This is a genomic window from Capnocytophaga sp. CM59 (assembly GCF_000293175.1).
In the GTDB taxonomy this organism is placed as follows: Bacteria; Bacteroidota; Bacteroidia; order Flavobacteriales; family Flavobacteriaceae; genus Capnocytophaga; species Capnocytophaga granulosa.
Genome location: NZ_ALNN01000006.1, coordinates 1 through 22959, shown reverse-complemented (window position 1 = coordinate 22959; position 22959 = coordinate 1). Strand labels below are relative to the sequence as shown.

The window sequence follows — 22959 nt, the reverse complement described above, 5'->3', positions numbered from 1 at the left end:
TCAGTTGTTAGTGGTTAGTGGTTAGTGGTTAGTGATTAGTTTTATGACTGATCACTTATAATTTATCACTTGTGATTTGTCACTTGTAATTATTTTGGTATTCCCCCAGCACCTTCAGGTCTTCACTCATAACCTCAAGTAGGCGGAGGGCTTCCTTATATTGCTGGTAATTGGGAAAGGTACCCTCTACAAAGAAAGCATATTTCCATGGCGTGTCTATCACAGGGAGAGATTGGATCTTGGTCATATTAATCTGGTAGTCTCTCAGCACGTTCAGCACCGTGGCCAAGCTCCCGCTTTGGTCATAGAGTTGGAACTTAAGGGTAGCCTTGTTGATCCCTTCCTTGCTGGTATAAGGGTCTTTAGTGGTGAGCACTACAAAGCGGGTCGCATTCTGCTTGATGGTCTGTATGCCCTCGGCCAAAATCTCTAAGCCATAGAGCGCCGCAGCCGAAGTGGAGGCTATTGCTGCTACCCCCTTGAGCTGCCCTTGGCGTATTTCCTTAGCTGCTTGAGCGGTGTTGGTAGCCTCTACCAATTTTATCTGGGGGTAGTCCTCAAAGAAATCTTTGCACTGCAACAGCGCCATATAGTGAGAGTGCACCTCGGTAATATCGGAAAGGGTTTGCCCAGGGAGCGCCATTAGGTGGTGCTGAATATTCATATAGTACTCCCCTGCTATGTATAGATTGTTGCGGTCAATCAAGGCATAGTTAGGCAATATCGCCCCTGCGATACTGTTCTCTATAGCCATGACTCCTGTCTGAGCCTGACCCGAAAGCAGCGCCTTAACCACCGCATCAAAAGAGCGGCACTCCAAGATATCTATCCCGCTGCCGAAGTAGTCCTGAGCTGCTTGATAATGAAATGAGCCTTCTGTCCCTTGTATAGCGACCATAATATCAATTGTTAATTATCAATTGTTAATTGTTATTTCCCATGTTGGTTCAAGCCAAAGTACTGAGTAGTTACAAACTTTGAATAATTGACAATTAACAATTGACAATTGACAACTATTTGTTGTTACTAAAGTAAATCAGTTTTCTCCTATATACGGTTAGGAGTTTGGATTTGGAGATAAAACCAATGTATTTCCCGTCCTTGATCACAGGCAGGTTCCAAGCGCCTGTACTCTGGAACTTATCCATAACTTGGTTCATGTTATCCACTCCCATGTGTATTAGGGCTGGAGGCGGTTGCATCATCTCCAAGACGGAGACTTTCTCATAGAGTTCTTTTTCAAATATCAGGTGGCGAATATCGTCCAAGAGAATTACCCCCTCTAAGCTGCCTTTCTCTCTGTCCAAGACAGGAAAGATATTGCGAGAAGACTCTCTGACAGCCTCATAGACCACGCCCTTGAGATTCATATCGGTATAGACAGGGACAAAATTGGTCTCTATCACCTGCCCCATATCCATAAGGGTGAGAATGGCTTGGTCTTTATCCTGATTAACAAGCTCTCCCTTGCGACCCAACTCCATGGTATAGATAGAATATTTGTTGAAATACTTAGCTATAGAAAAGGAAATCACGGCTGTGACCATTGCTGGGACAAAAAGAGCATAACCGCCTGTTACCTCTGCTATAAGGAAAATAGCCGTCAGTGGTGCATGAAGTACCCCAGTCATCAGGGCTGTCATTCCGATAAGGGTAAAGTTGGCCAAGGGTAGCTTATGTGGCAACCACTCTATTTGGTTGATAATACGAGCAAAACAATTGCCCATTACCCCACCCATAAAGAGCATAGGTGAGAAAATACCTCCTACTCCCCCTGCTCCAAAGGTTACCGAGGTGGCCACTACCTTAGAGAAAGCCAAGCCTGCCAAAAGTAGGATAATAACCCAAGGATTATGCAAGTCCCAACCAAAGATATTGTCCCCTAAGGAGAGTTCTGGGTGGCCTTCCTTGAGGTGGTTAATCACCTCATGCCCTTCCCCATAGAGTGGTGGCATAAGAAAAACCAACAAGCCCAACACCGCCCCTCCTATAAGCAAGCGTACATAGGGCGAGGAGAAGCGCGCAAAGAAACGATTCACCCACTCATAGACAAAGGTAAAGTAAGCCGACATAAAGCCGCCTACTACCCCCAAGAGCAGGTAGAAAGGAATGTTGCGCATCAGGAAGCTACCACTGACCTGAATGGGCAGTAGTGCTGCATTACCAAAGAACAGATAAGAGATCAGCACCCCCGAAAGAGAGGCTACAAAAAGCGGCAACAGCGACCAGAGTGTCAGGTCTAAGCCAAAAACCTCTATAGCGAAAAGGATACCCGCCAAAGGTACCTTGAAGATCGCTGCCAAAGCCGCCGCACAAGCACAGGCCAAAAGGAGCATTCGGTCGGACTGGTTGATATGGAACAAGCGGGCTATCTGCGAGCTGATACCTGCTCCTGTAACCACCATAGGTCCTTCGAGCCCTACCGAACCCCCAAAGCCAATGGTAATAGGGGCGGTAAGCAAGCTCCCATAGGCTTGAAAACGTTTCATAATCCCCTTTTGCTTGGCTACTGCATAGAGAATAGAGGGAATCCCATGACTGACCTCCTTACGGATTACATATTTCTTTACCAAATAGACCAAGAGAAAACCCACTGCAGGGAAAACCACATAAAAGCCATAGTTGATATAGCGGATAATATTGCCCACCAGCACCTCCTCAATAAAGTGCGTCAAGGAGCGCATCGCCAATGCAGCAAAGCCCGTAGCGACCCCTACCAACACACAAAGCAGTAGTATAAACTGCCTATGTGTGAGGTACTGTGTCTTCCATTGTAGGAATTTTATATACCAACGCTGCGCTGTTGTTTTCATTGTAGTTTTGAGCTGTGAGTTCTGAATTTTGAGTTATCTATGCGGTCACTGGTCACTGGTCACTCACTAGTCATTAGTCACTTGTCATTATTTAAACTCTTTCTCGTGGCGTTTGCGCTCGTTCTCGTCCAAATAGATCTTTCTAAGACGCATATTCTTAGGAGTCACCTCTACATATTCGTCTTTTTGGATATATTCGAGGGCTTCTTCTAGGGAAAACTTAATAGGCGGAGCGAGTTTCACCTTTTCATCGGAACCTGCAGCACGTACGTTGGTGAGCTTTTTGGTCTTGGTTACATTGACCACCATATCCCCACTACGGGAGTTCTCACCGATTACCTGTCCTGTATAGATGTCTTCCCCAGGGAAGATAAAGAAGCGACCTCTGTCCTGTAGCTTATCCAAAGAATAGGGAATGGCTGTTCCTTGTTCCATAGAGATGAGCGAACCGTTGATACGTCCTGGAATTTCCCCTTTGAAAGGCTGAAACTCCAAGAAGCGGTGATGGATAATAGCTTCTCCTGCTGTAGCAGTAAGCAATTGATTTCTAAGGCCTATGATACCACGGGAAGGAATAAGAAACTTGATGACCATACGCTCTCCCTTAGGCTCCATGCTGAGCATTTCACCCTTGCGGAGGGTAACAAAATCCACCGCCTTTCCACTGACATTCTCTGGTAGGTCTATAGTGAGTTCCTCTACAGGTTCGCACTTCACACCGTTTATTTCTTTGATAATAACTTGGGGCTGACCTATTTGTAGTTCGTAGCCCTCGCGACGCATGGTCTCGATAAGTACTGAAAGGTGTAACACCCCACGACCATAGACGATAAACTTATCCGCACTATCGGTAGCCTCCACCCGTAGGGCAAGGTTTTTTTCTAATTCGCGTTCGAGACGCTCCTTGATATGTCGGGAAGTAACGAATTTTCCATCTTTGCCGAAGAAAGGCGAGTCATTGATGGTAAAGAGCATGCTCATGGTAGGCTCATCAATAGCTATAGTAGGCAGTGCTTCAGGATTTTCAAAGTCGGCAATAGTATCGCCAATATCAAAACCTTCCAAGCCAGCAATGGCACAGATGTCACCTGCCTGTACGCTCTCTACTTTCTTACGCCCTAGGCCGTCAAAGGTATGGAGTTCGCGTATTTTTGATTTTATGATGCTACCATCGCGCTTTACCAAGGAGATATTCATACCTGCCTCAAGAGTACCTCGGTGCAAGCGTCCTATGGCAATACGCCCTGTAAAGGTAGAGTAGTCAAGGGAAGTAATGAGCATCTGGAGGCTACCTTGGGTAACCTCAGGAGCAGGGATATACTTGACTACCATATCCAAAAGTGGCTCTATGGTAGTGGTAGGCTTGCGCCAGTCTTCGGACATCCAGTTCTGCTTGGCCGAGCCATATACAGTAGGGAAGTCCAGCTGCCAATCCTCTGCACCGAGCTCGAACATAAGGTCAAATACCGCCTCATGCACCTCCTCTGGAGTACAGTTTTCCTTATCCACCTTGTTGATTACCACAATAGGTTTGAGTTTCATCTCAATGGCCTTCTGCAACACGAAGCGTGTCTGTGGCATAGGCCCCTCGAAGGCATCTACAAGCAAGAGTACCCCGTCGGCCATATTGAGCACACGCTCCACCTCCCCACCAAAGTCGGCGTGGCCTGGGGTATCTATGATATTGATTTTTGTGCCCTTATAATTGACCGATACATTCTTAGAGAGGATAGTGATCCCGCGTTCGCGTTCCAAATCATTGTTATCCAGAATCAACTCGCCCGTTTCTTGGTTATCGCGAAAGAGCGCGCAGTGGTGTAAGATTTTATCTACTAAGGTTGTTTTTCCGTGGTCAACATGCGCAATAATGGCTATGTTTCTAATAGCTGTCATATAATTTTTTTTAGGGCGCAAAAATACGAAAAAGTTTTTAGTTTTTAGTTTTTAGTTTTTAGTTTTTAGTTATTTAACTAATAAGCTATTTTGCTAATTGACTCATTATAAAAATAGTGCTACAATGGCGGCAATAATCCCATAGACGAGCATAGGAATAACCGTTTTCTTAAGGATACTACCCTCTGCATTGTCAATACCTAGGACGGAGCAACCTGCAATAATATTGTTGATGCACACCATATTTCCCATAGCACCCCCTACTGACTGTAAGGCCAAAATCAGTGGTACGGAAAGCCCTGTGGCGGTAGCTACTGAATACTGTACCGCTCCGAAGGTAACATTGGAAATGGTATTGGAACCTGAGAAGAACGCCCCCAAAGCCCCTAAGTAGGAAGCAAAAGATACCCAATGCTGCTGTGTGGCATTGGCCAATCCCTTACCAATGACTTGGGTCATGGAATCCTCTCCGCCAATCATCATGAGTTTCACCATAATCATAGCACCTACCAAGGCAAGGAAAGGTTTCTGCATCTGGAAGGCACTCTTGAGGTAGATGTCCTTGCACTTATCCCAAGACAAGCGGAATATAAAGAAGGAAAGTACCACAGTAACTATAAAAGGAATGAGCGAAGGCGTATAGAGGAGCTTATAGCTATCACTTACCCCAGTTCGGAAGATATCTTCTACGGAGAAGATCAATCCTCGGCTGACTTTGAACACTCCCATTTCACCCAAGGAGAACTGGAACCACTCAGTGGCATCATTGAGCATCGCCTTGAGAGGGAGCTGCTTTACTCGGGTGATGATCAGAATCACAATAAGCAAAAGGGTAGGCGTAAAAGCCTTGATAAGGGTACTGCCTGGTATAGATTGCTTTTCTTGTACCTCTGCTGTTTTGGACAATCCTATGCCCTTGCCTGCTACCAATACCGAAATAAAGAGTCCTATAGCCCCTCCGACTAAAGAAGGAAATTCATAATTGAACTGGGCAATTAAGAAATAAGGAATGGTACAAGAGAGGATACTAATGAGAATAAAGAGTGCATTTTGCTTGATTTCTTTCCAAGAAACAATAAAGCGCAAAGCCAATACTGGAATCACAAAACCTGCAATAAAGTGAATGAGCGCCGTGATTTGCCCTATTCTGGAAACATCATCTCCGTTAATTGTTCCACTATCCAAGAGGGTTTTGAAACCATACCAAGTAGGGGTGCCGACCGCTCCGAAGGAAACAGGTACAGAGTTCATCACCAAAGCGAGCATGACCACTGGCATAGGTTTAAACCCTAAGCCCACCAAGATAGGCGCTGCAATAGCCACAGGAGTACCGAAGCCACTAGCCCCTTCAAGCATAAAAGCAAAAGCCCAGCCGATAATCATCAGCTGTGCTACAGGATTCGGGCTGATGTTGCCCAGCCACTGGCGGAGCGTATTCATAGCCCCAGAGGCTTCCATCATACGGTTGAAGAATACCGCCCCGAAAATCACCGAAATAGGGGTGAATACCGAAATAATCGCCGAAACGATATTGGCATTGAGTAGTACAAACTCATTCTTGAAGTAAAACATCTGTAGCAGATATACCAAACCTGCTATCAGTGGGAGCGCCACATACGAAGGAAAAGCATTGCGCTTTACCATAAGGTAAATCAGTAGCACAATAGGAAAGATGCTCAAAAAAAGATCCATATCAATTGTTAATTATTAATTGTTAATTGTCAATGATTAATGACTAATTAAGGTTTTCTAATTTTGCGCAAATATATAACATTTCAGACATATAAACAAATTTTTTTTCAGCAATCAGAAGGTAGTAATCAGAGGTCAGCACTTGAAACTGACCCCTGACTACTGACCTATGAAAAATAGATAGAATTAAGGAATTCGAGTAGGTCGGCTCGTTCCTTTTTGGTGAGTTTCTTAAAGATTTCTTTAGAACGGAGCGCTTCGCCTCCATGCCAAAGAATAGCCTCGGTGATATTCTTAGCACGACCATCGTGCATAAAGTGTGTATGTCCACTTACCAAGTCTTGCAGACCTATGCCCCAGAGCGGGCGGGTACGCCATTCGCGACCATCGGCAAGGAAGTCAGGACGACCATCGGCGAGGTCTTCTCCCATGTCATGTAAGAGCATATCGGTATAAGGATAGAAGGTTTGGTTGGCCAAAGCATTGATTGGTGCTTGCAATGTATGTTGTTTAGGGGTATGACAGGCAGCACAACCAATACCATCAAAGATACGAGAGCCATTGCGCACAGAAGCCTTATTCATATTACGAGCAGCAGGAACAGCAAGAGTTCTAAGATACATTTCGGTGGCATCTACTTGGTATTTAGTCATCTCAGGATCATCGTTCAAACCATCATCAACCCCTACTTGTCCATGTCCTAATTCCACACGGTAGCCATGATAAGGGTTGGTTACTCCTAAGTCACCTAAGTAAGAACCCGCAGCTTCATCAAGTAGTGTAGCAGTATTGGCTTTCCAGCCAAAACGACCAATGCCCATACGTTGGTTTGCCTCGTCCCATACACGGTTCACCTTCCCAGAGATACCATCTTTGTTTTTATCCTCTATATCTTCAGCGGCTAAGAGATCTGCTTCGGGGATAAACTCCAATAGCCCCAAACCATAGATAGGCATACTAGTACGAGGAGAGATGAGTATATCGGCAGGTATGGTTGCGGTAACCCCAGTAAAGGTATAGTTAGGTTTTTTCAGTACCACTTGAGTACCGTCCTTATTTGTGTTTCTTAGAGAGGGCAAAGATATGCTTTATTTGGTACAAATCCAAATAAAAATAAAAGAAAATTGCAAAAAGATAAATACTAAATAATTAATATGATATCGTCTTGTAATGATTAAATTCGTACCTTTGCAAAAATATACATTATGTTAGTTGATTTCAACACTTTACAAGATACAGCACGGGTATGGATCTATCCGTGTAATCGCTTGCTGACCGAAGAGGAACGCACACAGATCAGCGCTGACCTCAAGGCATACCTTAGCTCATGGGCATCGCATGGACAGTCGGTTCGGTGTGCCTTTGAGATTCCTTATGACCGCTTTATCGTCATTGCAGCTGATGAGAACCAGCATATAGGCGGCTGCTCCTTGGACGATTTGGCTCACTTTATCCAAGACTTGGAACGCAAACACAATCTTTTGCTCTTGGACAAAATGAATGTAAGTTACCGTCATGAGGGGGAAATCTACTATGTACCTTTGGTAGATTTCAAGAAATTAGCCCAACAAAAAAAGGTGGATAACCAAACTATTGTTTTTAACAACTTGGTTACCAACCTTTATGAGTACCAACATGCATGGGAAACACCCATGGAGCATAGTTGGCATAATCGTTTTCTCAAATAGAGCGTATGATTATTTCTTTGCTTTTACCTTTACCACAAGTTCGATTTCGTCATTGATGAACTTGTCCTTTAGGTCACCGAATACAGACTTAGAAGCGTAATTCACTCCGAAATCCACACGGTTGATTTCAAAAGGCTTAGACTCAAGGGTTACTTCACCATCGGCAATGGTAAGGGTAGCAGGGAAAGAAATAGTTTTGGTTTTACCCTTTAGAGTAAGATCCCCAGTTATATTGGTTCCGTCGAAGGAAGTAAGCTTGAAAGTCCCAGTAGGATAGGTTTTTACGTTGAAGAAGTGGTCAGCCCCATCTTCCTTACCTGTACCTTTGAGGTGTGCTTCAAGGTCGAGTTTACCGTCGGCTTCGGTAATGTCGGTTACAGTAATGGAGTTCATATCAATGGTGAAATCACCTGTGATATTACCATTATCTACGGTAAGGCTACCGCTTTTCAAACTAATAGTTCCTGTGTGTTGGCCAGTAGGTTTCTTTCCTACCCACTCTATTACGGAAGAAGGTTCTGCGGTGTAGGTACCAGAGGCAACCACATTGGCAGCCACTTGTTCTACAGCAGCTACGGCTTGGTCTGCGGCTTGTTCTGCATTTGCATTGTTGTTCTTACAACTTGCCAAAGAAAGGGCAAGCACAACGGCACAAGAGAGTACAATCTTTTTCATGCGTATTTCTGTTTATTAAATAAAAGGCAAAGATAGCATTTATTTATTTTGCTCTTTATCAATCAAATGTTAAAACTGTTTTAGCTATTATGCAAACCCGTATTTCCATTGTAGGAATGGGAAGTATTTCCCCTTTGGGACATACCCGCCAGGAGGTGTGGCGTTCCTACCTATCCGAGGGGCACCTGCTTGAGAATAAGGTCGTTGGTGACACTCTTTTTCCTGTAGGCGCTTTGGGGGGTGAGGCTTTGGCAGAGATTGCCCTCTTGCAACAGACCTCTGTTAAGTACAAGGACTTAGACCCCACGGTGCTCTATGCCATGTATGCTGCGCGCCAAGCCCTTGGTGAAGCTCTTTGGCCAAGGAATAAGGACTTTGGCGTCAATATAGGTTCCTCCCGTGGTGCTACGACTCTTTTTGAGCAATATCACGCACAGTACTTAGCCCAAGGTAAGACCACTCCGCTGGCCTCCCCTACTACCTCCTTGGGCAACATAGCCTCGTGGGTGATGCAAGATGCCAAGGGGCATGGCGTGGCTATCTCCCACTCTATTACGTGCTCTACAGCGCTACATGCTTTGGTCAATGCCGTGGCTTGGCTACATGCCGATATGGCCGAGGGCTTTCTTATCGGTGGTAGTGAAGCGGCACTAACGCCCTTTACCCTTGCCCAGATGAAAGCCCTAAAGATCTATGGCAATGCCGCAGCTGCCTATCCCAGCGTACCCTTGCTTACAAGCAAGGAGAAAAACACCATGGTACTGGGCGAAGGCGCGGCTGTTTTTGCCTTGGAGAAAGGCAGCTCTCCCCGCGCTTTGGCTACCATCAGAGGCATTGGCTATGCCAGTGAACCCATCACCCATCCGGTGGCCATCTCCGCCGATGCCGAAGCACTGCGCCACAGTATGCAGCAAGCCCTTGAGGGGATAGATCCCAAGGAGGTAGATGTGGTTATCCCCCATGCCACAGGTACACTAAAGGGCGATCAGGCCGAATACTTGGCTTTGGCAGAGGTCTTTGGCACAGAGCTGCCCCTGCTTACCACTAACAAATGGAAGATAGGACACACCTTTGCCGCCAGTGGTGCCTTGGCTATGGAAATGGCCGTGCTGATGCTCCAGCAACAACACTTTTTGCCTGTCCCCTACCTCCCCGCTGCCCCTGAGCGCCCACTTAGAAACATACTTATCAACGCCACAGGCTTTGGTGGCAATGCGGTAAGCGTGCTAATAAGTGAAAAGTGAATAGCTGTTTTTAACTATTCACTCTTCGTTTTTCATTTTTTGCAGAAAAGTTTTGGACATACCAAATATTTGTAGTATTTTTGCCAGCTGAATTATTTCATAAAAAACCAATCCTAATGAAGATTAGCAAAGAACAAATAGACGCGCTTAATGCCGTAATTACCTTAGAGATTGACAAGGCCGACTACCAAGGAAAGGTAGAGGAAGCACTGAACAACTATCGTAAGAATGCTTCTGTCCCAGGCTTCCGCAAAGGACATGTGCCTATGGGAATGATTAAAAAACAATATGAAAAGGCCATACAGATGGATGAGCTTAACAAACTCATCAGTCAGTCTTTGAATGATTTCATCGATCAGGAGAAGCTCCAGCTACTAGGCCAGCCTATTCCTAAAGAGGAAGGTTCAGATGCCAACTTTGGCGGCGATCACCACAAGCTTGTTTTTGAAATAGGCTTGGAACCTGAATTTACCATTGACCTAAGCCAACCTATTGACTACTACGATATCAAAGTAACTGATAAGGAAATAGATACTCAGATAGAGCACCTCCGTGGCCACTTCGGCTATTACGAGGAGAGCGATAGCATCACTGAGAAAAGCCAGATTTCAGGTACTTTCTTCAATGAAGCGGAACATATAGACAAATTCTTCACTTTCACCGCTGCACAATTGGGCGAAAAAGCCTTAGAAGCACTCAAAGGCAAAAAGGTAGGTGACCAACTTACCCTCTCCACGAAAGGCCTTTTCAAGGATCCACATATGCTTATGCAAGCCCTTGATAAACCACACGATGAGGTACACGACCTAGATATAGAAGTAACTTTCACTGTAGAGAAAATCCAAGAGCAGATTTTGGCAGAGATGAACGAGGAGTTCTTCCAAAAAGTATATCCTGATACCACTACCGAAGAGGCTTTCCGCGAGAAGGTAGCCAAGAGTATCAAAGAAGACTTTGACCACTCTTGCGATGTACGCCTTTTGGACGATGCCACTGAAACTCTTTTGGAAAGAACCAAGTTCGACCTTCCTGCTGACTTCCTCAAGCGCTGGATTCGCGCCACTAGTGAAAACCCTATCACTGAAGAAGAAGCGGCCGAAGACTACGAAAAATCTGAAAAAGGCCTACGCTACCAACTTATAGAAGGCAAGATCATAAAGGACAACAACCTACAGGTGTCTTACGATGAAATCCGCGAGTTCTGTGAAAACGCAATCCGCGCTCAGATGGCACGCTTTGGCTTGTTTGAAATCGGAAAGAAAGAGTTGGACAACTTTGTAAACAATACCCTAAAAGAACGTGCAGAAGTAGAACGCATTCACCGCGAACTCACCGGAGGCAAGCTCATACAGTTCTACAAAGAAAAAGCCAACTTGAACAAAATAGAGATTGATATAGACTCTTTTATAGAAAAGTTCTATTCACACCAACACCATCACTAATTAACAAGACATGGATTATTCAAAAGAATTTAAAAAATATGCTACCCAACATAGAGGCATCAGCAGCATGTACTACGATGCGATCGTCAGCAGCATGACTCCCTATATTGTGGAAGAACGCCAGCTGAATGTAGCGCAGATGGACGTGTTCTCACGACTTATGATGGACAGAATCATCTTCTTGGGTACTGATGTTAATTCGAATGTAGCCAATATTATACAAGCCCAATTGCTTTTCTTGGAAAGCGTGGATGCCAGTAAGGACATACAGATATACATCAACTCCCCAGGGGGTGAGGTGTATTCAGGCTTGGGGATCTACGACACTATGCAATTCATCAAGCCCGATGTAGCTACCATCTGTACAGGTATGGCCGCTTCCATGGCCGCAGTGCTGCTCTGTGCGGGTGCTCATGGGAAGCGCTCAGCCCTACCCCACTCCCGTGTGATGATTCACCAACCATTGGGAGGCGCACAAGGGCAAGCCAGTGATATAGAAATCACCGCCCGTGAGATCCTAAAAATCAAAGAAGAATTAGCCCTTATCATCGCACGCCATTCAGGCAAATCCACTGAGGAGGTTATCCGTACAGGAGACCGTGACTACTGGATGATCGCCAGCGAAGCCAAAGACTTCGGTATGATAGACGAGGTGCTTATCCGACAAAAATAACCCCTTAACATTCAAATATTATGAGTTCATCAACTGAAGTATGTTCCTTCTGTGGGAGGCATTCGGGAAAGGATGTTTTCCTTGTCTCCAGCGGTGTAGAGAGCAATGTATATATCTGTAATTTTTGTATAGAGCAAGCGGCAAGTATCTGGCGTTCTGAGATAGAGAACAACAAGAAGAAGGCCATCATGGCACTCAACAAAGACCTTCTGCTAAAGAAACCTACAGAAATCAAGGGCTTCCTTGACCAATATGTCATCGGGCAAGAGGCTACTAAAAAGGTGCTTTCTGTAGCAGTGTACAACCACTACAAGCGACTGCTACAAGAGCGCGATGAGCATGAAGTGGAAATACAAAAAAGTAATATCGTGATGGTTGGGCAAACAGGGACAGGTAAGACCCTTATGGCACGTACCATTGCACAGATGCTCAATGTACCTTTGGCCATTGTAGATGCCACTGTCTTTACCGAAGCAGGTTATGTAGGGGAGGACGTGGAGAGTATCCTCACGCGTCTGCTACAAGCAGCTGACTACGATGTGGATAGAGCCGAGCGCGGTATCGTCTTTATAGACGAGATAGACAAGATCGCGCGCAAAGGCGACAATCCCTCTATCACCCGTGATGTATCAGGCGAAGGGGTACAACACGCCTTGCTCAAACTCTTGGAAGGCTCTATTGTAAATGTACCCCCCAAGGGAGGGCGTAAGCACCCTGACCAAAAGTATATAGAAGTCAATACCGAGCATATCCTCTTTATCGCAGGGGGCGCCTTCGATGGTATAGAACAGATCATTGCCAAACGCATGAACCGCCAAGCAGTGGGCTACAATACCTCCAAGGAGACCCGTGTAGATGATAAGAACCTACTCCAGTATGTAACTCACAAGGATCTAAGAGATTTTGGGCTTATCCCTGAGATCATCGGCCGACTTCCCGTGCTTACCTATATGAACCCACTGGATAAGGAAACCCTCCGCATGATCCTCACCGAGCCAAAGAACGCCATTATTAAGCAATATATCAAACTTTTCGGCATGGATGATATCTCGCTTTCCTTTGAGGAAGATGCGCTGAATTTCATTGTAGAAAAAGCCTTAGAGTACAAGCTTGGTGCGCGTGGATTACGTTCGCTCTGTGAGAGTATCCTCACCGATGCGATGTTCTCCCTACCTGGTACAGGGGAAAAGAGCTTGGTAGTTACCCGTGCTTATGCTGAGGATAAACTCACCAAATCGGGCTTTACCCAACACCTACTTAGTGCATAATAGTTTAGGAATAGTTGTAAGGATATAGAGCTGCAAGGCGTCTATATCCTTTTTTTAACGTAGAAAACATGAAAAAGACTTTTTTATTATCTCTTCTATTACTCTTGGGAGTAGTAGCTTGTAAGCACAATTCTTCTGGGCAGATTGCCCCACAGAAGGATGTGATTACCAACCAGATTTATTTTGCTGATAAACCCATCGTTTCTGCTCACCGTGCAGGCAAGGGCATCGCAGGCTATCCAGAGAACTGCTTGCAGACGATTCAGTATCTTTCCAAAAAGGGTATCCACAGCTTTGAGATAGACATCTTTGAAAGTACGGATGGCGATCTTATGCTCATGCACGATGACAAACTCGGTCGTACTGCTACAGGGCAAGGCATCGTTTCCCAAATGAGCACCGAGGCGCTGCTCAAGGAACGTCTCAAAGATGATTTTGGCAAAGAAACCACTTTTCAAATACCGCTACTAAAGGACGTATTGGCTTGGTGTAAGCAACACAATGCCTACCTGATGTTGGATTTCAAAAAGGGGATTTCCTATAGCAAGGTAGCCGAACTGGTACGTGCCGAGCAGATGCAAGGGCAAGTGGTACTTATCAGCTACAATGTGGAACAAGCCAAAGCCCTCTATCGCGTAGCTCCTGAGATGCTTATCTCGGTTACGGTACGCAATCAGGACGAACTGGATCGTATCTTGGAAACAGGTATTCACAAGGACAAATTGGTGGCTTTCACTGGGGTACACTTGGCTGATGACAGTCTTTACAAAAAACTCAATGAGCTTAGAATCCCCTCCATTCTCGGTACCCTTGGTAACTTAGACAAGCGCGCTGAAGCCCGTGGCGACCATCTCTACAAAGAATGGGCACAGAAAGGTATACAGATATTCTCTACTGATAGACCTTTTGCACCAAAATTTTAATGATTAATGTCACTAATTAATGATTTAATGCCATTAATGATTAATGCCACACATGGGGGTCTTATGCGGTTTTTATCTAGCATGAGGGCTGCCGCTTTGGAGTGCTTGTGGCTTACCGCACAGGAGTACTCATAAGGGGATATGCTTTTGCTTTCCTTAACCTTACAAGCAGCGTTACGGCGCTGCTTTTTTTGTTGGTTACAAGTGGCTTGTATACTTAGGCCTGCCACTTGCACTCTTAGGTTGCTATGATAAGGCTTACGGGCCTTGCTCATCGTATAGGAAACCTTAGCAAACCGAGATAGTACTTCATGATAGGGAAGTGATAGGGGCTGGGGAGTATAGGTAGGAATTAGTGATTAGACGCAATAAATTGCGTCTCTACATAGGTGGTGGCTAAGGTAGTTCCTTGCCTAGCATAGTCCTATGTAGAAACGCAATTTATTGCTTCCTAATGAATTAGAGTATAGGTTTTCCTGCGATAGTTAATTATATTTCCCCTTTTTCTACAGCGTCCTGAAGGGCGGCGATGGTAGCGTCAAGGTCGGTGTAGGAGAGGGCATCGTTGAGGAAGTAGCTTTCGTAACCGCTAGGTGGCAAGTAGATACCACGAGAGAGAAGCGCATGAAAGTACTTCTTGAAACGGCTATGATCGGCACGCTGGGCGGAGGCAAAGTCGGTTACAGGTGTCTCACTGAAAAAGACCGAACACATAGAGCCAAAGCGATTGATCTGTACAGGGATACCCGCTTGAGCAAATACTTTTTCAAATCCTGCGTGCAAGTAGGCGGTTTTCTTGGCCAAGCTATCGAATACCTCTGGCCTATTTTCTATCTCGGTGAGCATGGCCAGCCCTGCACTCATCGCCAAAGGATTTCCGCTGAGGGTACCTGCCTGATAGACAGCACCTGTAGGGGCTAAGTGATCCATAATCTCGGTTCGGGCAGCAAAAGCCGCCACTGGGAGCCCGCCTCCGATGACCTTACCAAAAGTTACTAAGTCTGCCTTGATATTCAAAGCCTCTTGAGCACCTCCTTTGGCCAATCGGAAGCCCGTCATCACCTCGTCCAAGATAAGGAGGGCACCCTGCTCATCACATAGGGTGCGAAGGCCTTCCAAGAAGCCTTTTGCAGGCAAGACACAGCCCATATTACCCGCGATAGGCTCTACTATAATGGCAGCAATCTGCTGGGGGTGGGCAGCGAAAAGGGCTTTTACCGAATCCAAATCGTTATAGGTGGCCAGTAGGGTGTCCTTGGCAGTGCCTTGAGTAACCCCTGGGCTATTAGGTACGCCGAAGGTAGTGGCGCCACTGCCTGCCGCAATCAAGAAAGAATCCGAATGGCCATGGTAGCAGCCTGCAAACTTGATAATCTTTTCCCGCTTGGTATAGCCACGTGCTAAGCGAATAGCACTCATACAAGCCTCGGTACCACTATTGACAAAGCGTATTTTTTCCACATGGGGCACCATAGAGAGTGCTTTTTCAGCAATCTGGGTCTCTACCTCGGTAGGCATACCGAAGGAGGTGCCTTTTTTAGCTCGCTCGGTAACGGCTTCTATCACAGGGGCATACGCATGACCGAAGAGTAGTGGCCCCCATGAGGCGATATAGTCAATGAGCTTATTGCCATCGGCATCGTAGAGGTAAGCCCCCTGGGCTCGTTCTACAAATACAGGGCTACCCCCTACTGAATTAAAGGCACGCACAGGAGAGTTCACCCCCCCAGGAAGTACCTGTTGCGCTGCTTGAAAGAGCGCACTGCTTCTTTTGTATGATAACATCTTTTTTTAATTGTTAATGGTTAATGGTCAATGGTCAATGCCTGACAGGTAAAACAACTGCAAAGATACGACTTTTTAGTGATTAGTGAAAAGCGAATAGAGAATAGTTCTTCACTTTTCGTTTTTGAGTTTCTTTACCCTTCTTTGGTAGCCTTGTAAGTAATTGCGCTGGAGGCGTGGGCTAAGAAAGGAACGGCTCACAAGTGTTTCTACTTCTTGACTGTGAGAGGTCATCTGCTCAAGGGTGCTTAGAGTCCATTCGCTGTCAAGACCTACCGCACTGGCTAAGGCAATGAATTGCTGGCGAATACCTCCTTGTGCTTTGGGCAGTAGTCCCTCGGTAAGAGCAAAATCGGTGTCCTCTATATGCAGCCTTGTATTGAGCAGGTCATAGGCAGGGCTTAAGCGAAAGCTGCCATGGCCGTCCTCTATCAAGGAAAAGTTTTTCAAGTGAGCATCTCCATTGGAAAAGAGGTAGTTAAAGAGCAGCAAACGAAATAAGCGCTCGGCCTGTGCCTCCCAAGAAGGGAGAAACTGCTTGAGGGCTTGGAACAACTCGTAATAACTACCGTGGTATTTGTAATTCCCGCCATGTGTTTGCGGAGCTCTGCCCAGTAAAGAAGCGAAGTCCTCTACAGCCAATTTATCCCCAGAGGGGCTTATGTCAAAGCGCTTAACAAGGTAAGCAGGCGCACCATCGGCAAAGAAAATCATAGCATTCTCTGCTGTTTCTATACCGAATACCTGTGCGGCGAGTTGCATGGTAAGGTGTTCGTTCGCTGGAGCAAATTCCCGATTTTTAGGCATGGGGGAGATAGGCTTTAGGATATAGCCCCCTCTCTTGGCTGCTTGGCTTAGGCTTAGCCGATTTCCCTCCAAGACAAGGGAATACTTGTCTTGATAGCCAGAGAGGGACATGGCTTTTCTGTTTTCCCAAAAGCGCTCTTGGAAGGTCTGCAAGGCAAAAGGCAACAAATGAGATACCTTGGCCTGTGCAAACAATCGCTGGAGTGCCTCAGGACTATAGGTATGGAAGCCTTGTGTGAGCAGAGCAGGACATACGTTTATAGAGGGTAGCTTATTCATTTTCTTTGATTTCTGCAACGGTAATGGCGCCAATGGTATCATGCTTGGCTATACACAGGAGCAAGCCAAAGTCATCATCTTGGTCTAACCGAAAGGCACGGCAAAGCAGTGTCCTATTCTCCCCCTCAGGCAATAGGTTGAACAGCACAGGAAACAGCCCCTCTGAAGTATAAGGCTCCGCCTGCTTAGGCATGGCAAGGCTGATGGGAGGTGCCTTAGTATCGGCCAGCCACAAGGGATCATAGACGAAACGGAAAGCCCCGTCGTCTCCCTGAGTTACTACCCCCGAAAGGGCACCTTTGTAAAGTACTTTTGCTTGCCGCATAATAAGTGAATAGTGAATAGTGAACAGTGAATAGTAACTTCTGACCACTGACTTCTGACCACTGGTAACTAAAACAAATGCAAAGGTACGATATTTTAGAGGGAAAGTCAAGAAAAGTTTTTGAGTTGTGAGTTGTGGGGGAATGGGGATTAGTGGGCTTAAACTCTTTATTGCTAAGACCTTTTTATTCCTTAACTAAAAAATTAACCGTGAATCATTAATCATTACCCGTTAAATTTTGTATATTTGCACCCATAATTATTTGGCTGGCATTGATCATTGCTGGCATTAAACCTAATAATCATGAATACTACTGCAACCTTAGTAAAACACATCATCAAAGCCCGCAAGAGTACTTTCCCTGCGGACTATACTGGGGAGCCTATCCCTCAGGAAGTGATAGACGATATTTTGGACATCGCCACTTATGCCCCTAACCATAAGAAAACCAAGCCTTGGCGACTGAAAGCCTTCCGTGGGGAGGAGAAAACTGCCCTAGGAGCTGAACTCCAACGCCTCTATAAGGGACATGTGCCCGCGGAGAAATTCTCTCAGGAAACCTACGATACTCTTGCCCAAAAGGTGGCCAAGACCGATACGATTATCTCCATCTCGGTGGAGTTCAGCGGTAAGGTACCCCAGTGGGAGGAAGTCGCTGCCGTGGCTATGGCTGTACAGAACATGTATCTGCTATGCACCGCCTACGAGCTAGGCTGCTACTGGGGTTCCCCTGCCTTTGGCCCTAAGCTCAAGGACTTCTTGCACCTTAGCGAAAACCAAGAGTGCTATGGAATCTTTTTTATAGGAAACCTTTAATAATGATTAATGCCAGCAATGATTAATGATTAATACTATTGTTATTCAATCATTGAACATTAATCATTGAACATTAATCATTGAACATTAATCATTGAACATTAATCATTGAATTCGTGTTACAATCATTAGCTATTAAGAACTTTGCCCTTATTGAGGATATCAAGATTCATTTCTCTAAGGGCTTTACTATTATCACAGGGGAGACAGGCTCTGGGAAGTCTATCCTCTTGGATGCGCTTGCCTTGGTCTTAGGCCGTAGGGCAGACCTCAGTGCCTTGAGAAACAAGGAGGAAAAATGTGTAGTGGAGGCCGAGTTTGCCATAGAGAACTATGCCTTAGCCGATTTTTTCAAACAGCAGGAGCTGGACTATGAACCGCTAACCATTATCCGCCGAGAGATTCTCCCTTCGGGTAAGTCCCGTGCCTTTGTCAATGACAGCCCTGTTACCTTGGACGTACTCTCTACGCTAGCCAAGGCGCTCATTGATATCCATTCCCAACATGATACCCAACAGCTCAGCGAGGAGGATTTCCAATTCTTCCTCATAGACGCCTTGGCCGAGAACACCCCACTGCTGGAACAATACCAAGCCGCCCTAAAGGTGTATAAGCAACAAGCCAAAAAGCTACAAGAGCTCAAGGACTTCCAAGAGAACACCCAGAAGGAGCACGATTATAATACCTTTGTCTTGGGAGAGTTACAAGAAATTGATTTGGAGGAAGGTATGCAAGAGGAGCTAGAGGCTTTCTATACCCAAGCCTCCAACAGCGAGACCATCAGGGACAACCTCACCGAGGCGGCCAATCTGCTGGCCGAGGAGGAGCAAGGTATCATGACCCAGATGCGCGACCTCTCCTCACTCTTTTCTACGCTGAGCAGCTATTCACCCCAGTACAACGAACTCTATGAGCGTATTGATGCGGTGTATATAGAGCTGGACGACCTCTCCCGTGAGGTGTATGACCTGGCGGAGAATGTGGAGTTTGACCCCAAGAAGCTCGTCCGCGTACAGAAGAAGCTCCAAAAGCTCTACGACCTACAGAAAAAGCACAAAGTAACGACCGTATCGGAACTTATCGCCATAGAGGAAGCCCTTGAGGCGAAAGTCGCCCAAATGGAAAACATAGAGGGGGATATAGAAATAGCTCAAAAGGAGGTAGATAAAGCCCTCGAAGGCCTGAGTGCCCTTGCTCAGAAGCTCCATAAGGCGCGTGAAAAGGTATTGCCTACCCTTACCAAGAGCCTACAGGCCTCCCTTAAGGACTTGGGTATGCCCAATGCCCAATTCCAAATCAGCCTGACCCCTACCGAGCAGTATTTGGCCAAGGGCAACGATAGTCTTTCCTTCCTCTTTTCAGCCAACAAAGGGGGCAACTTCGGGCTGCTTAAGAAAACCGCCTCTGGAGGGGAACTCTCTCGTATCATGCTCACCATCAAGCATCTGCTGGCTACCAAGATTGCCCTGCCTACCATCATCTTTGACGAGATAGACACGGGAGTTTCTGGAGAAATAGCCCACAAAATGGGAGAGATCATGAAGCAGATGAGCCAGAGCCGACAGGTATTTGCTATCTCTCACCTCCCACAGGTAGCCAGCAAAGGCGATGTACATATCAAGATATACAAAACCGACATCGCAGGCCGCACCACTACCCAGTTCCAAGAGCTTAGCCCAGAGGAGCGCATAGAGGAAATCGCCCAGATGCTCGGAGGAAAGGACATCACTGAATCGGCAAGGGAACACGCCAAGCAACTTCTTTCAAAAAGTTAGAAACTTATGACTCACCTAACTATCCAAGGAAGGAGCCTTACTGCTATGGAATGGGGAAACAGAATATTAATACTCGCCCTAACTACTTTTTTTGTTAGTGGCGTAAGCCATAGCTTTCTAACAGACACTCTTGACCCAATAGGTTTTCTGTTACGTATTCTTCTGGTAGTAGCTACCACTTCGATAATCATTTATACACTCATAATGATTTTCAAAGAGTACAAGTACACCTTATACACCCTCGTTATCCGTGGTGAGAGGCTAAAAATACATTATAAAGAACAGATTTTATATTCTTTGGAGAAAGATGCTATCAAAATGGCTTATTTTTTCAATCTCTCAGAGGAGAGATATAAAATGAGTAAGCCCTTCTTAGACTTATTCACAAAAGAAAAAGGTCGCATCCTACATCTGTGGATTGAATATAAGGATTATGAAGCCTTAAAAGCCTATTTTATAGAACAACATATCCCTGTAAAAGACGAAGTAATCTTTCTCAAAGACTAATAACAAACTCTTAAAATACCCTCAATTTGAATTATTTATCTGTAGAAAACATATCCAAAGCCTATGGGGAGCGGGTGCTCTTCGAAAATGTGTCTTTCGGTATCAACAAAGACCAAAAAATAGCCCTTATCGCTAAGAATGGGGCAGGGAAGAGTTCGCTGTTAAAAATCCTTATTGGAGAAGATACGCCCGATACAGGGCAGGTAGTCTCTCGCAAGGGACTAAAAATAGCCTTTCTCTCTCAAGAGCCTGCACTGCCTGAAGATTTAAGTATAGAAGACTATATCTTCCAAGAGGAAAACCCTATTCTGAAGGTCATTCAGCAGTACGAACATGCCCTCGAACACCCCGAAGACGAAGCAGCCTACCAAAAGGCTTTTGAGGCTATGGAGCGGCACGAGGCTTGGGACTTCGAGACCCAATACAAGCAAATCCTCTTCCAACTGAAACTCACCGACCTGCACCTGCCCATCAAGCACCTCTCAGGAGGTCAGCGCAAAAGATTGGCATTGGCCAATGTACTCATCAGTAAGCCCGACCTTATCTTCCTTGACGAGCCTACCAACCATCTTGACCTTGAGATGATTGAGTGGTTGGAGAACTTCTTTGCCAAGGAGAAAATGACGCTCTTCATGGTCACCCACGACCGCTATTTCTTGGAGCGCGTCTGCAATGAGATTGTGGAATTGGACGAGGGTACCCTTTATAGCTACAAAGGAAATTACAGCTATTTTTTGGAGAAAAAAGAGCAACGTCTACAGCAGGAGCAGGCCTCTCAAGAAAAGGCAAAAAACCTATATGTACGTGAGTTAGATTGGATACGTAGGCAGCCCAAGGCGCGTACTACCAAGAGCAAATCGCGTATTGATGATTTTGCGATTATCAAGGAGCAAGCCCAGAAGCGCCGCCGCGAGCATGTGGTAGAGCTGGAGATTGCCATGCAGCGCTTGGGAAGCAAGATTGTGGAGCTGCACAATGTGGTAAAGAAATTCCCTGAGAAAACGATCCTTGACCACTTCTCCTATGTATTCAAGCGGGGCGAGCGGGTAGGTATTGTAGGCAAGAATGGTACAGGCAAGAGTACCTTCCTAAACCTGCTCACAGGCAAAATTGCCCCCGATGCAGGTAAAATCATCATAGGGGAGACGGTACAATTTGGCTACTACACCCAGCAGGGCATTGAGATCAACCCACAGGAGAAGGTCATAGATGTGATCAAGAAATACGGCGAATACATTCCACTACTCAAGGGGCGCACCCTCTCAGCCGCCCAGCTCTTGGAGCGTTTTCTCTTTGATCGCAAGAAGCAATACGACTATGTAGAAAAACTTAGTGGGGGGGAGCGCAAGCGCCTATACCTCTGTACCGTACTGATTCAGAACCCTAACTTCCTCATTCTGGACGAGCCAACCAATGACCTTGACATCGTTACGCTCAATGTCTTGGAGGAGTTCCTTTTGGACTATGAGGGCTGCTTGGTGATTGTCTCTCACGACCGCTATTTCATGGATAAGATTGTGGATCACCTCTTCGTCTTCAAGGGCGGGGGAGAGGTGCAAGACTTTCCTGGCAACTACTCCGACTACTTTGTCTATGAGCAATCTACCCCTAAAGAAACCGCCAAAACCGAGGAGAAAGCCCCTACCCAAAAGAACTCCTGGCGTGGTGCCAACAGTCCCCTTTCCCAAAGTGAACAACGCGAATTAGCCCGTTTGGAAAAGGAAATTGCCCAGCTGGAAGCACAGAAACAAGCCATAGAAGCCCTCTTCGCCGAGGCCTCTCTCTCCACTGAGGAGCTACAAGAACAATCCCAAACCCTCAGCGAAGTACTCGCCCTTCTGGAGGAGAAAGGCGACCGCTGGCTGGAACTCTCCATGAAAGATAGTGATCAGTAGTCAGAAGACAGTGGTTAGTGGTCAGTAGTTAGTGGTCAGTAGTTAGTGGTTAGTGTCATGTCCTGAAATAGATTGACAAGTATAAATCTTAAAACAAGTATAAAAGGCATGACAAAGAAGCAGAAAGCATTAGTTCGGTACAGTGATTGCTTTAAGCTAAGTATCGTTGAAGAGATCGAGAAAAATGGATTGAGTATAGAAGATTGTCGTCGTAAATATGATATAAAAGGCGGCTCTACAATTCAGAATTGGCTCGAAAAATATGGAAAGAATCACCTATTAAACAAAGTTGTACGCGTGGAAACAAAAGATGAAGTAAGAGAAATTGAGCTACTTAGAAAAGAATTAGCAGCTTTAAAGAAAGCTTATGCAGAATTAGCATTAGAGAATAAAGTCAATCAAACAGTTATTGAAGTGAGTGATGAGATGTTTGGTACAGATTTAAAAAAAAAGTCCGAA

General features: G+C 45.7%; 21 protein-coding genes. 11 read left to right on the top strand and 10 right to left on the bottom strand.

What is annotated here, in order from left to right:
- Nucleotides 1-79: 79 nt before the first annotated feature.
- From HMPREF1154_RS02215 to HMPREF1154_RS02195, 5 genes are all read right to left on the bottom strand, one after another.
- On the bottom strand, nucleotides 80-907 hold the full coding sequence (locus HMPREF1154_RS02215) for a prephenate dehydratase (RefSeq protein ID WP_198004468.1): 828 nt from the start codon (nucleotides 905-907) through the stop codon (nucleotides 80-82).
- 106 nt (nucleotides 908-1013) lie between these two features.
- Nucleotides 1014-2813: a chloride channel protein gene (locus HMPREF1154_RS02210; RefSeq protein ID WP_009640902.1), complete on the bottom strand. Its 1800-nt coding sequence runs from the start codon at nucleotides 2811-2813 to the stop codon at nucleotides 1014-1016.
- Nucleotides 2814-2900: 87 nt separating this feature from the next.
- Entirely contained in the window at nucleotides 2901-4706 is a 1806-nt protein-coding gene (typA, locus tag HMPREF1154_RS02205) for a translational GTPase TypA (protein WP_009640896.1), read from the bottom strand.
- Between the two features lie 105 nt (nucleotides 4707-4811).
- Nucleotides 4812-6398 carry an L-lactate permease gene (locus HMPREF1154_RS02200; protein ID WP_009640895.1) on the bottom strand — a complete coding sequence of 529 codons (1587 nt, stop codon included), beginning with the start codon at nucleotides 6396-6398 and terminating at the stop codon, nucleotides 4812-4814.
- Nucleotides 6399-6565: 167 nt separating this feature from the next.
- A complete protein-coding gene (locus HMPREF1154_RS02195; protein ID WP_009640919.1) occupies nucleotides 6566-7477 on the bottom strand; it encodes a di-heme oxidoredictase family protein in 912 nt (303 codons plus the stop codon).
- Nucleotides 7478-7603: 126 nt separating this feature from the next.
- Between HMPREF1154_RS02195 and HMPREF1154_RS02190 the strand changes: the two genes are divergently transcribed.
- Nucleotides 7604-8086 (top strand): hypothetical protein, encoded by a 483-nt coding sequence (locus HMPREF1154_RS02190; protein ID WP_009640905.1) that lies wholly within the window; start codon nucleotides 7604-7606, stop codon nucleotides 8084-8086.
- A 9-nt stretch (nucleotides 8087-8095) separates the two neighbouring features.
- Here the strand turns inward: HMPREF1154_RS02190 and HMPREF1154_RS02185 are convergent, their stop codons facing one another.
- Nucleotides 8096-8761 carry a YceI family protein gene (locus HMPREF1154_RS02185; RefSeq protein ID WP_009640909.1) on the bottom strand — a complete coding sequence of 222 codons (666 nt, stop codon included), beginning with the start codon at nucleotides 8759-8761 and terminating at the stop codon, nucleotides 8096-8098.
- 89 nt (nucleotides 8762-8850) lie between these two features.
- Between HMPREF1154_RS02185 and HMPREF1154_RS02180 the strand changes: the two genes are divergently transcribed.
- The 5 genes from HMPREF1154_RS02180 to HMPREF1154_RS02160 all read left to right on the top strand — a co-directional run bounded on the left by HMPREF1154_RS02180 (nucleotide 8851) and on the right by HMPREF1154_RS02160 (nucleotide 14311).
- The gene (locus HMPREF1154_RS02180) at nucleotides 8851-10005 is read left to right on the top strand and encodes a beta-ketoacyl synthase N-terminal-like domain-containing protein (RefSeq protein WP_009640914.1); all 1155 of its coding nucleotides are present in this window, start codon (nucleotides 8851-8853) and stop codon (nucleotides 10003-10005) included.
- Nucleotides 10006-10121: 116 nt separating this feature from the next.
- On the top strand, nucleotides 10122-11447 hold the full coding sequence (tig, locus tag HMPREF1154_RS02175; protein ID WP_009640913.1) for a trigger factor: 1326 nt from the start codon (nucleotides 10122-10124) through the stop codon (nucleotides 11445-11447).
- 10 nt (nucleotides 11448-11457) lie between these two features.
- On the top strand, nucleotides 11458-12120 hold the full coding sequence (clpP, locus tag HMPREF1154_RS02170) for an ATP-dependent Clp endopeptidase proteolytic subunit ClpP (RefSeq protein WP_009640912.1): 663 nt from the start codon (nucleotides 11458-11460) through the stop codon (nucleotides 12118-12120).
- 20 nt (nucleotides 12121-12140) lie between these two features.
- Nucleotides 12141-13388, top strand: coding sequence for an ATP-dependent Clp protease ATP-binding subunit ClpX (clpX, locus tag HMPREF1154_RS02165; protein ID WP_009640906.1), 1248 nt, complete (start codon nucleotides 12141-12143; stop codon nucleotides 13386-13388).
- Between the two features lie 68 nt (nucleotides 13389-13456).
- Nucleotides 13457-14311 (top strand): glycerophosphodiester phosphodiesterase family protein, encoded by an 855-nt coding sequence (locus HMPREF1154_RS02160; protein ID WP_009640897.1) that lies wholly within the window; start codon nucleotides 13457-13459, stop codon nucleotides 14309-14311.
- Here HMPREF1154_RS02160 and HMPREF1154_RS02155 read toward each other — a convergent pair.
- The 4 genes from HMPREF1154_RS02155 to HMPREF1154_RS02140 all read right to left on the bottom strand — a co-directional run bounded on the left by HMPREF1154_RS02155 (nucleotide 14308) and on the right by HMPREF1154_RS02140 (nucleotide 17507).
- Nucleotides 14308-14586: a hypothetical protein gene (locus HMPREF1154_RS02155; RefSeq protein WP_034566720.1), complete on the bottom strand. Its 279-nt coding sequence runs from the start codon at nucleotides 14584-14586 to the stop codon at nucleotides 14308-14310. The two genes, HMPREF1154_RS02160 and HMPREF1154_RS02155, sit on opposite strands and share 4 nt — an antisense overlap.
- Before the next feature lie 214 nt (nucleotides 14587-14800).
- Nucleotides 14801-16096, bottom strand: a complete 1296-nt coding sequence (gene hemL, locus HMPREF1154_RS02150) for a glutamate-1-semialdehyde 2,1-aminomutase (protein ID WP_009640918.1) — start codon at nucleotides 16094-16096, stop codon at nucleotides 14801-14803.
- A gap of 111 nt (nucleotides 16097-16207) precedes the next feature.
- On the bottom strand, nucleotides 16208-17182 hold the full coding sequence (locus HMPREF1154_RS02145; RefSeq protein ID WP_009640911.1) for a HipA domain-containing protein: 975 nt from the start codon (nucleotides 17180-17182) through the stop codon (nucleotides 16208-16210).
- The gene (locus HMPREF1154_RS02140; RefSeq protein ID WP_016420892.1) at nucleotides 17175-17507 is read right to left on the bottom strand and encodes a HipA N-terminal domain-containing protein; all 333 of its coding nucleotides are present in this window, start codon (nucleotides 17505-17507) and stop codon (nucleotides 17175-17177) included. Before HMPREF1154_RS02140 ends, HMPREF1154_RS02145 begins: the two co-directional genes overlap by 8 nt.
- Before the next feature lie 303 nt (nucleotides 17508-17810).
- Here HMPREF1154_RS02140 and HMPREF1154_RS02135 point away from each other — a divergent pair, with 303 nt between their 5' ends.
- The 5 genes from HMPREF1154_RS02135 to HMPREF1154_RS02115 all read left to right on the top strand — a co-directional run.
- Nucleotides 17811-18323 (top strand): nitroreductase family protein, encoded by a 513-nt coding sequence (locus HMPREF1154_RS02135; RefSeq protein WP_009640904.1) that lies wholly within the window; start codon nucleotides 17811-17813, stop codon nucleotides 18321-18323.
- A gap of 116 nt (nucleotides 18324-18439) precedes the next feature.
- Nucleotides 18440-20098 carry a DNA repair protein RecN gene (gene recN, locus HMPREF1154_RS02130; protein WP_009640903.1) on the top strand — a complete coding sequence of 553 codons (1659 nt, stop codon included), beginning with the start codon at nucleotides 18440-18442 and terminating at the stop codon, nucleotides 20096-20098.
- Nucleotides 20099-20104: 6 nt separating this feature from the next.
- The gene (locus HMPREF1154_RS02125) at nucleotides 20105-20605 is read left to right on the top strand and encodes a hypothetical protein (protein WP_009640908.1); all 501 of its coding nucleotides are present in this window, start codon (nucleotides 20105-20107) and stop codon (nucleotides 20603-20605) included.
- A gap of 26 nt (nucleotides 20606-20631) precedes the next feature.
- On the top strand, nucleotides 20632-22500 hold the full coding sequence (locus HMPREF1154_RS02120) for an ABC-F family ATP-binding cassette domain-containing protein (RefSeq protein ID WP_009640917.1): 1869 nt from the start codon (nucleotides 20632-20634) through the stop codon (nucleotides 22498-22500).
- A gap of 108 nt (nucleotides 22501-22608) precedes the next feature.
- Nucleotides 22609-22959: transposase (locus HMPREF1154_RS02115; RefSeq protein ID WP_034566716.1), on the top strand; the 351-nt coding region annotated here is incomplete at its 3' end.

Bases quoted from the DNA above. Each gene is read 5' to 3' on its own strand.
- HMPREF1154_RS02125 (WP_009640908.1), top strand. From the start codon at position 20,105: ATGACTCACCTAACTATCCAAGGAAGGAGCCTTACTGCTATGGAATGG.
- HMPREF1154_RS02135 (WP_009640904.1), top strand. From the start codon at position 17,811: ATGAATACTACTGCAACCTTAGTAAAACACATCATCAAAGCCCGCAAG.
- HMPREF1154_RS02145 (WP_009640911.1), bottom strand. From the start codon at position 17,182: ATGAATAAGCTACCCTCTATAAACGTATGTCCTGCTCTGCTCACACAA.
- HMPREF1154_RS02190 (WP_009640905.1), top strand. From the start codon at position 7,604: ATGTTAGTTGATTTCAACACTTTACAAGATACAGCACGGGTATGGATC.
- hemL (WP_009640918.1), bottom strand. From the start codon at position 16,096: ATGTTATCATACAAAAGAAGCAGTGCGCTCTTTCAAGCAGCGCAACAG.
- clpP (WP_009640912.1), top strand. From the start codon at position 11,458: ATGGATTATTCAAAAGAATTTAAAAAATATGCTACCCAACATAGAGGC.
- HMPREF1154_RS02160 (WP_009640897.1), top strand. From the start codon at position 13,457: ATGAAAAAGACTTTTTTATTATCTCTTCTATTACTCTTGGGAGTAGTA.
- HMPREF1154_RS02180 (WP_009640914.1), top strand. From the start codon at position 8,851: ATGCAAACCCGTATTTCCATTGTAGGAATGGGAAGTATTTCCCCTTTG.
- HMPREF1154_RS02200 (WP_009640895.1), bottom strand. From the start codon at position 6,398: ATGGATCTTTTTTTGAGCATCTTTCCTATTGTGCTACTGATTTACCTT.
- clpX (WP_009640906.1), top strand. From the start codon at position 12,141: ATGAGTTCATCAACTGAAGTATGTTCCTTCTGTGGGAGGCATTCGGGA.
- typA (WP_009640896.1), bottom strand. From the start codon at position 4,706: ATGACAGCTATTAGAAACATAGCCATTATTGCGCATGTTGACCACGGA.
- HMPREF1154_RS02155 (WP_034566720.1), bottom strand. From the start codon at position 14,586: ATGAGCAAGGCCCGTAAGCCTTATCATAGCAACCTAAGAGTGCAAGTG.
- tig (WP_009640913.1), top strand. From the start codon at position 10,122: ATGAAGATTAGCAAAGAACAAATAGACGCGCTTAATGCCGTAATTACC.
- HMPREF1154_RS02185 (WP_009640909.1), bottom strand. From the start codon at position 8,761: ATGAAAAAGATTGTACTCTCTTGTGCCGTTGTGCTTGCCCTTTCTTTG.
- HMPREF1154_RS02210 (WP_009640902.1), bottom strand. From the start codon at position 2,813: ATGAAAACAACAGCGCAGCGTTGGTATATAAAATTCCTACAATGGAAG.
- HMPREF1154_RS02140 (WP_016420892.1), bottom strand. From the start codon at position 17,507: ATGCGGCAAGCAAAAGTACTTTACAAAGGTGCCCTTTCGGGGGTAGTA.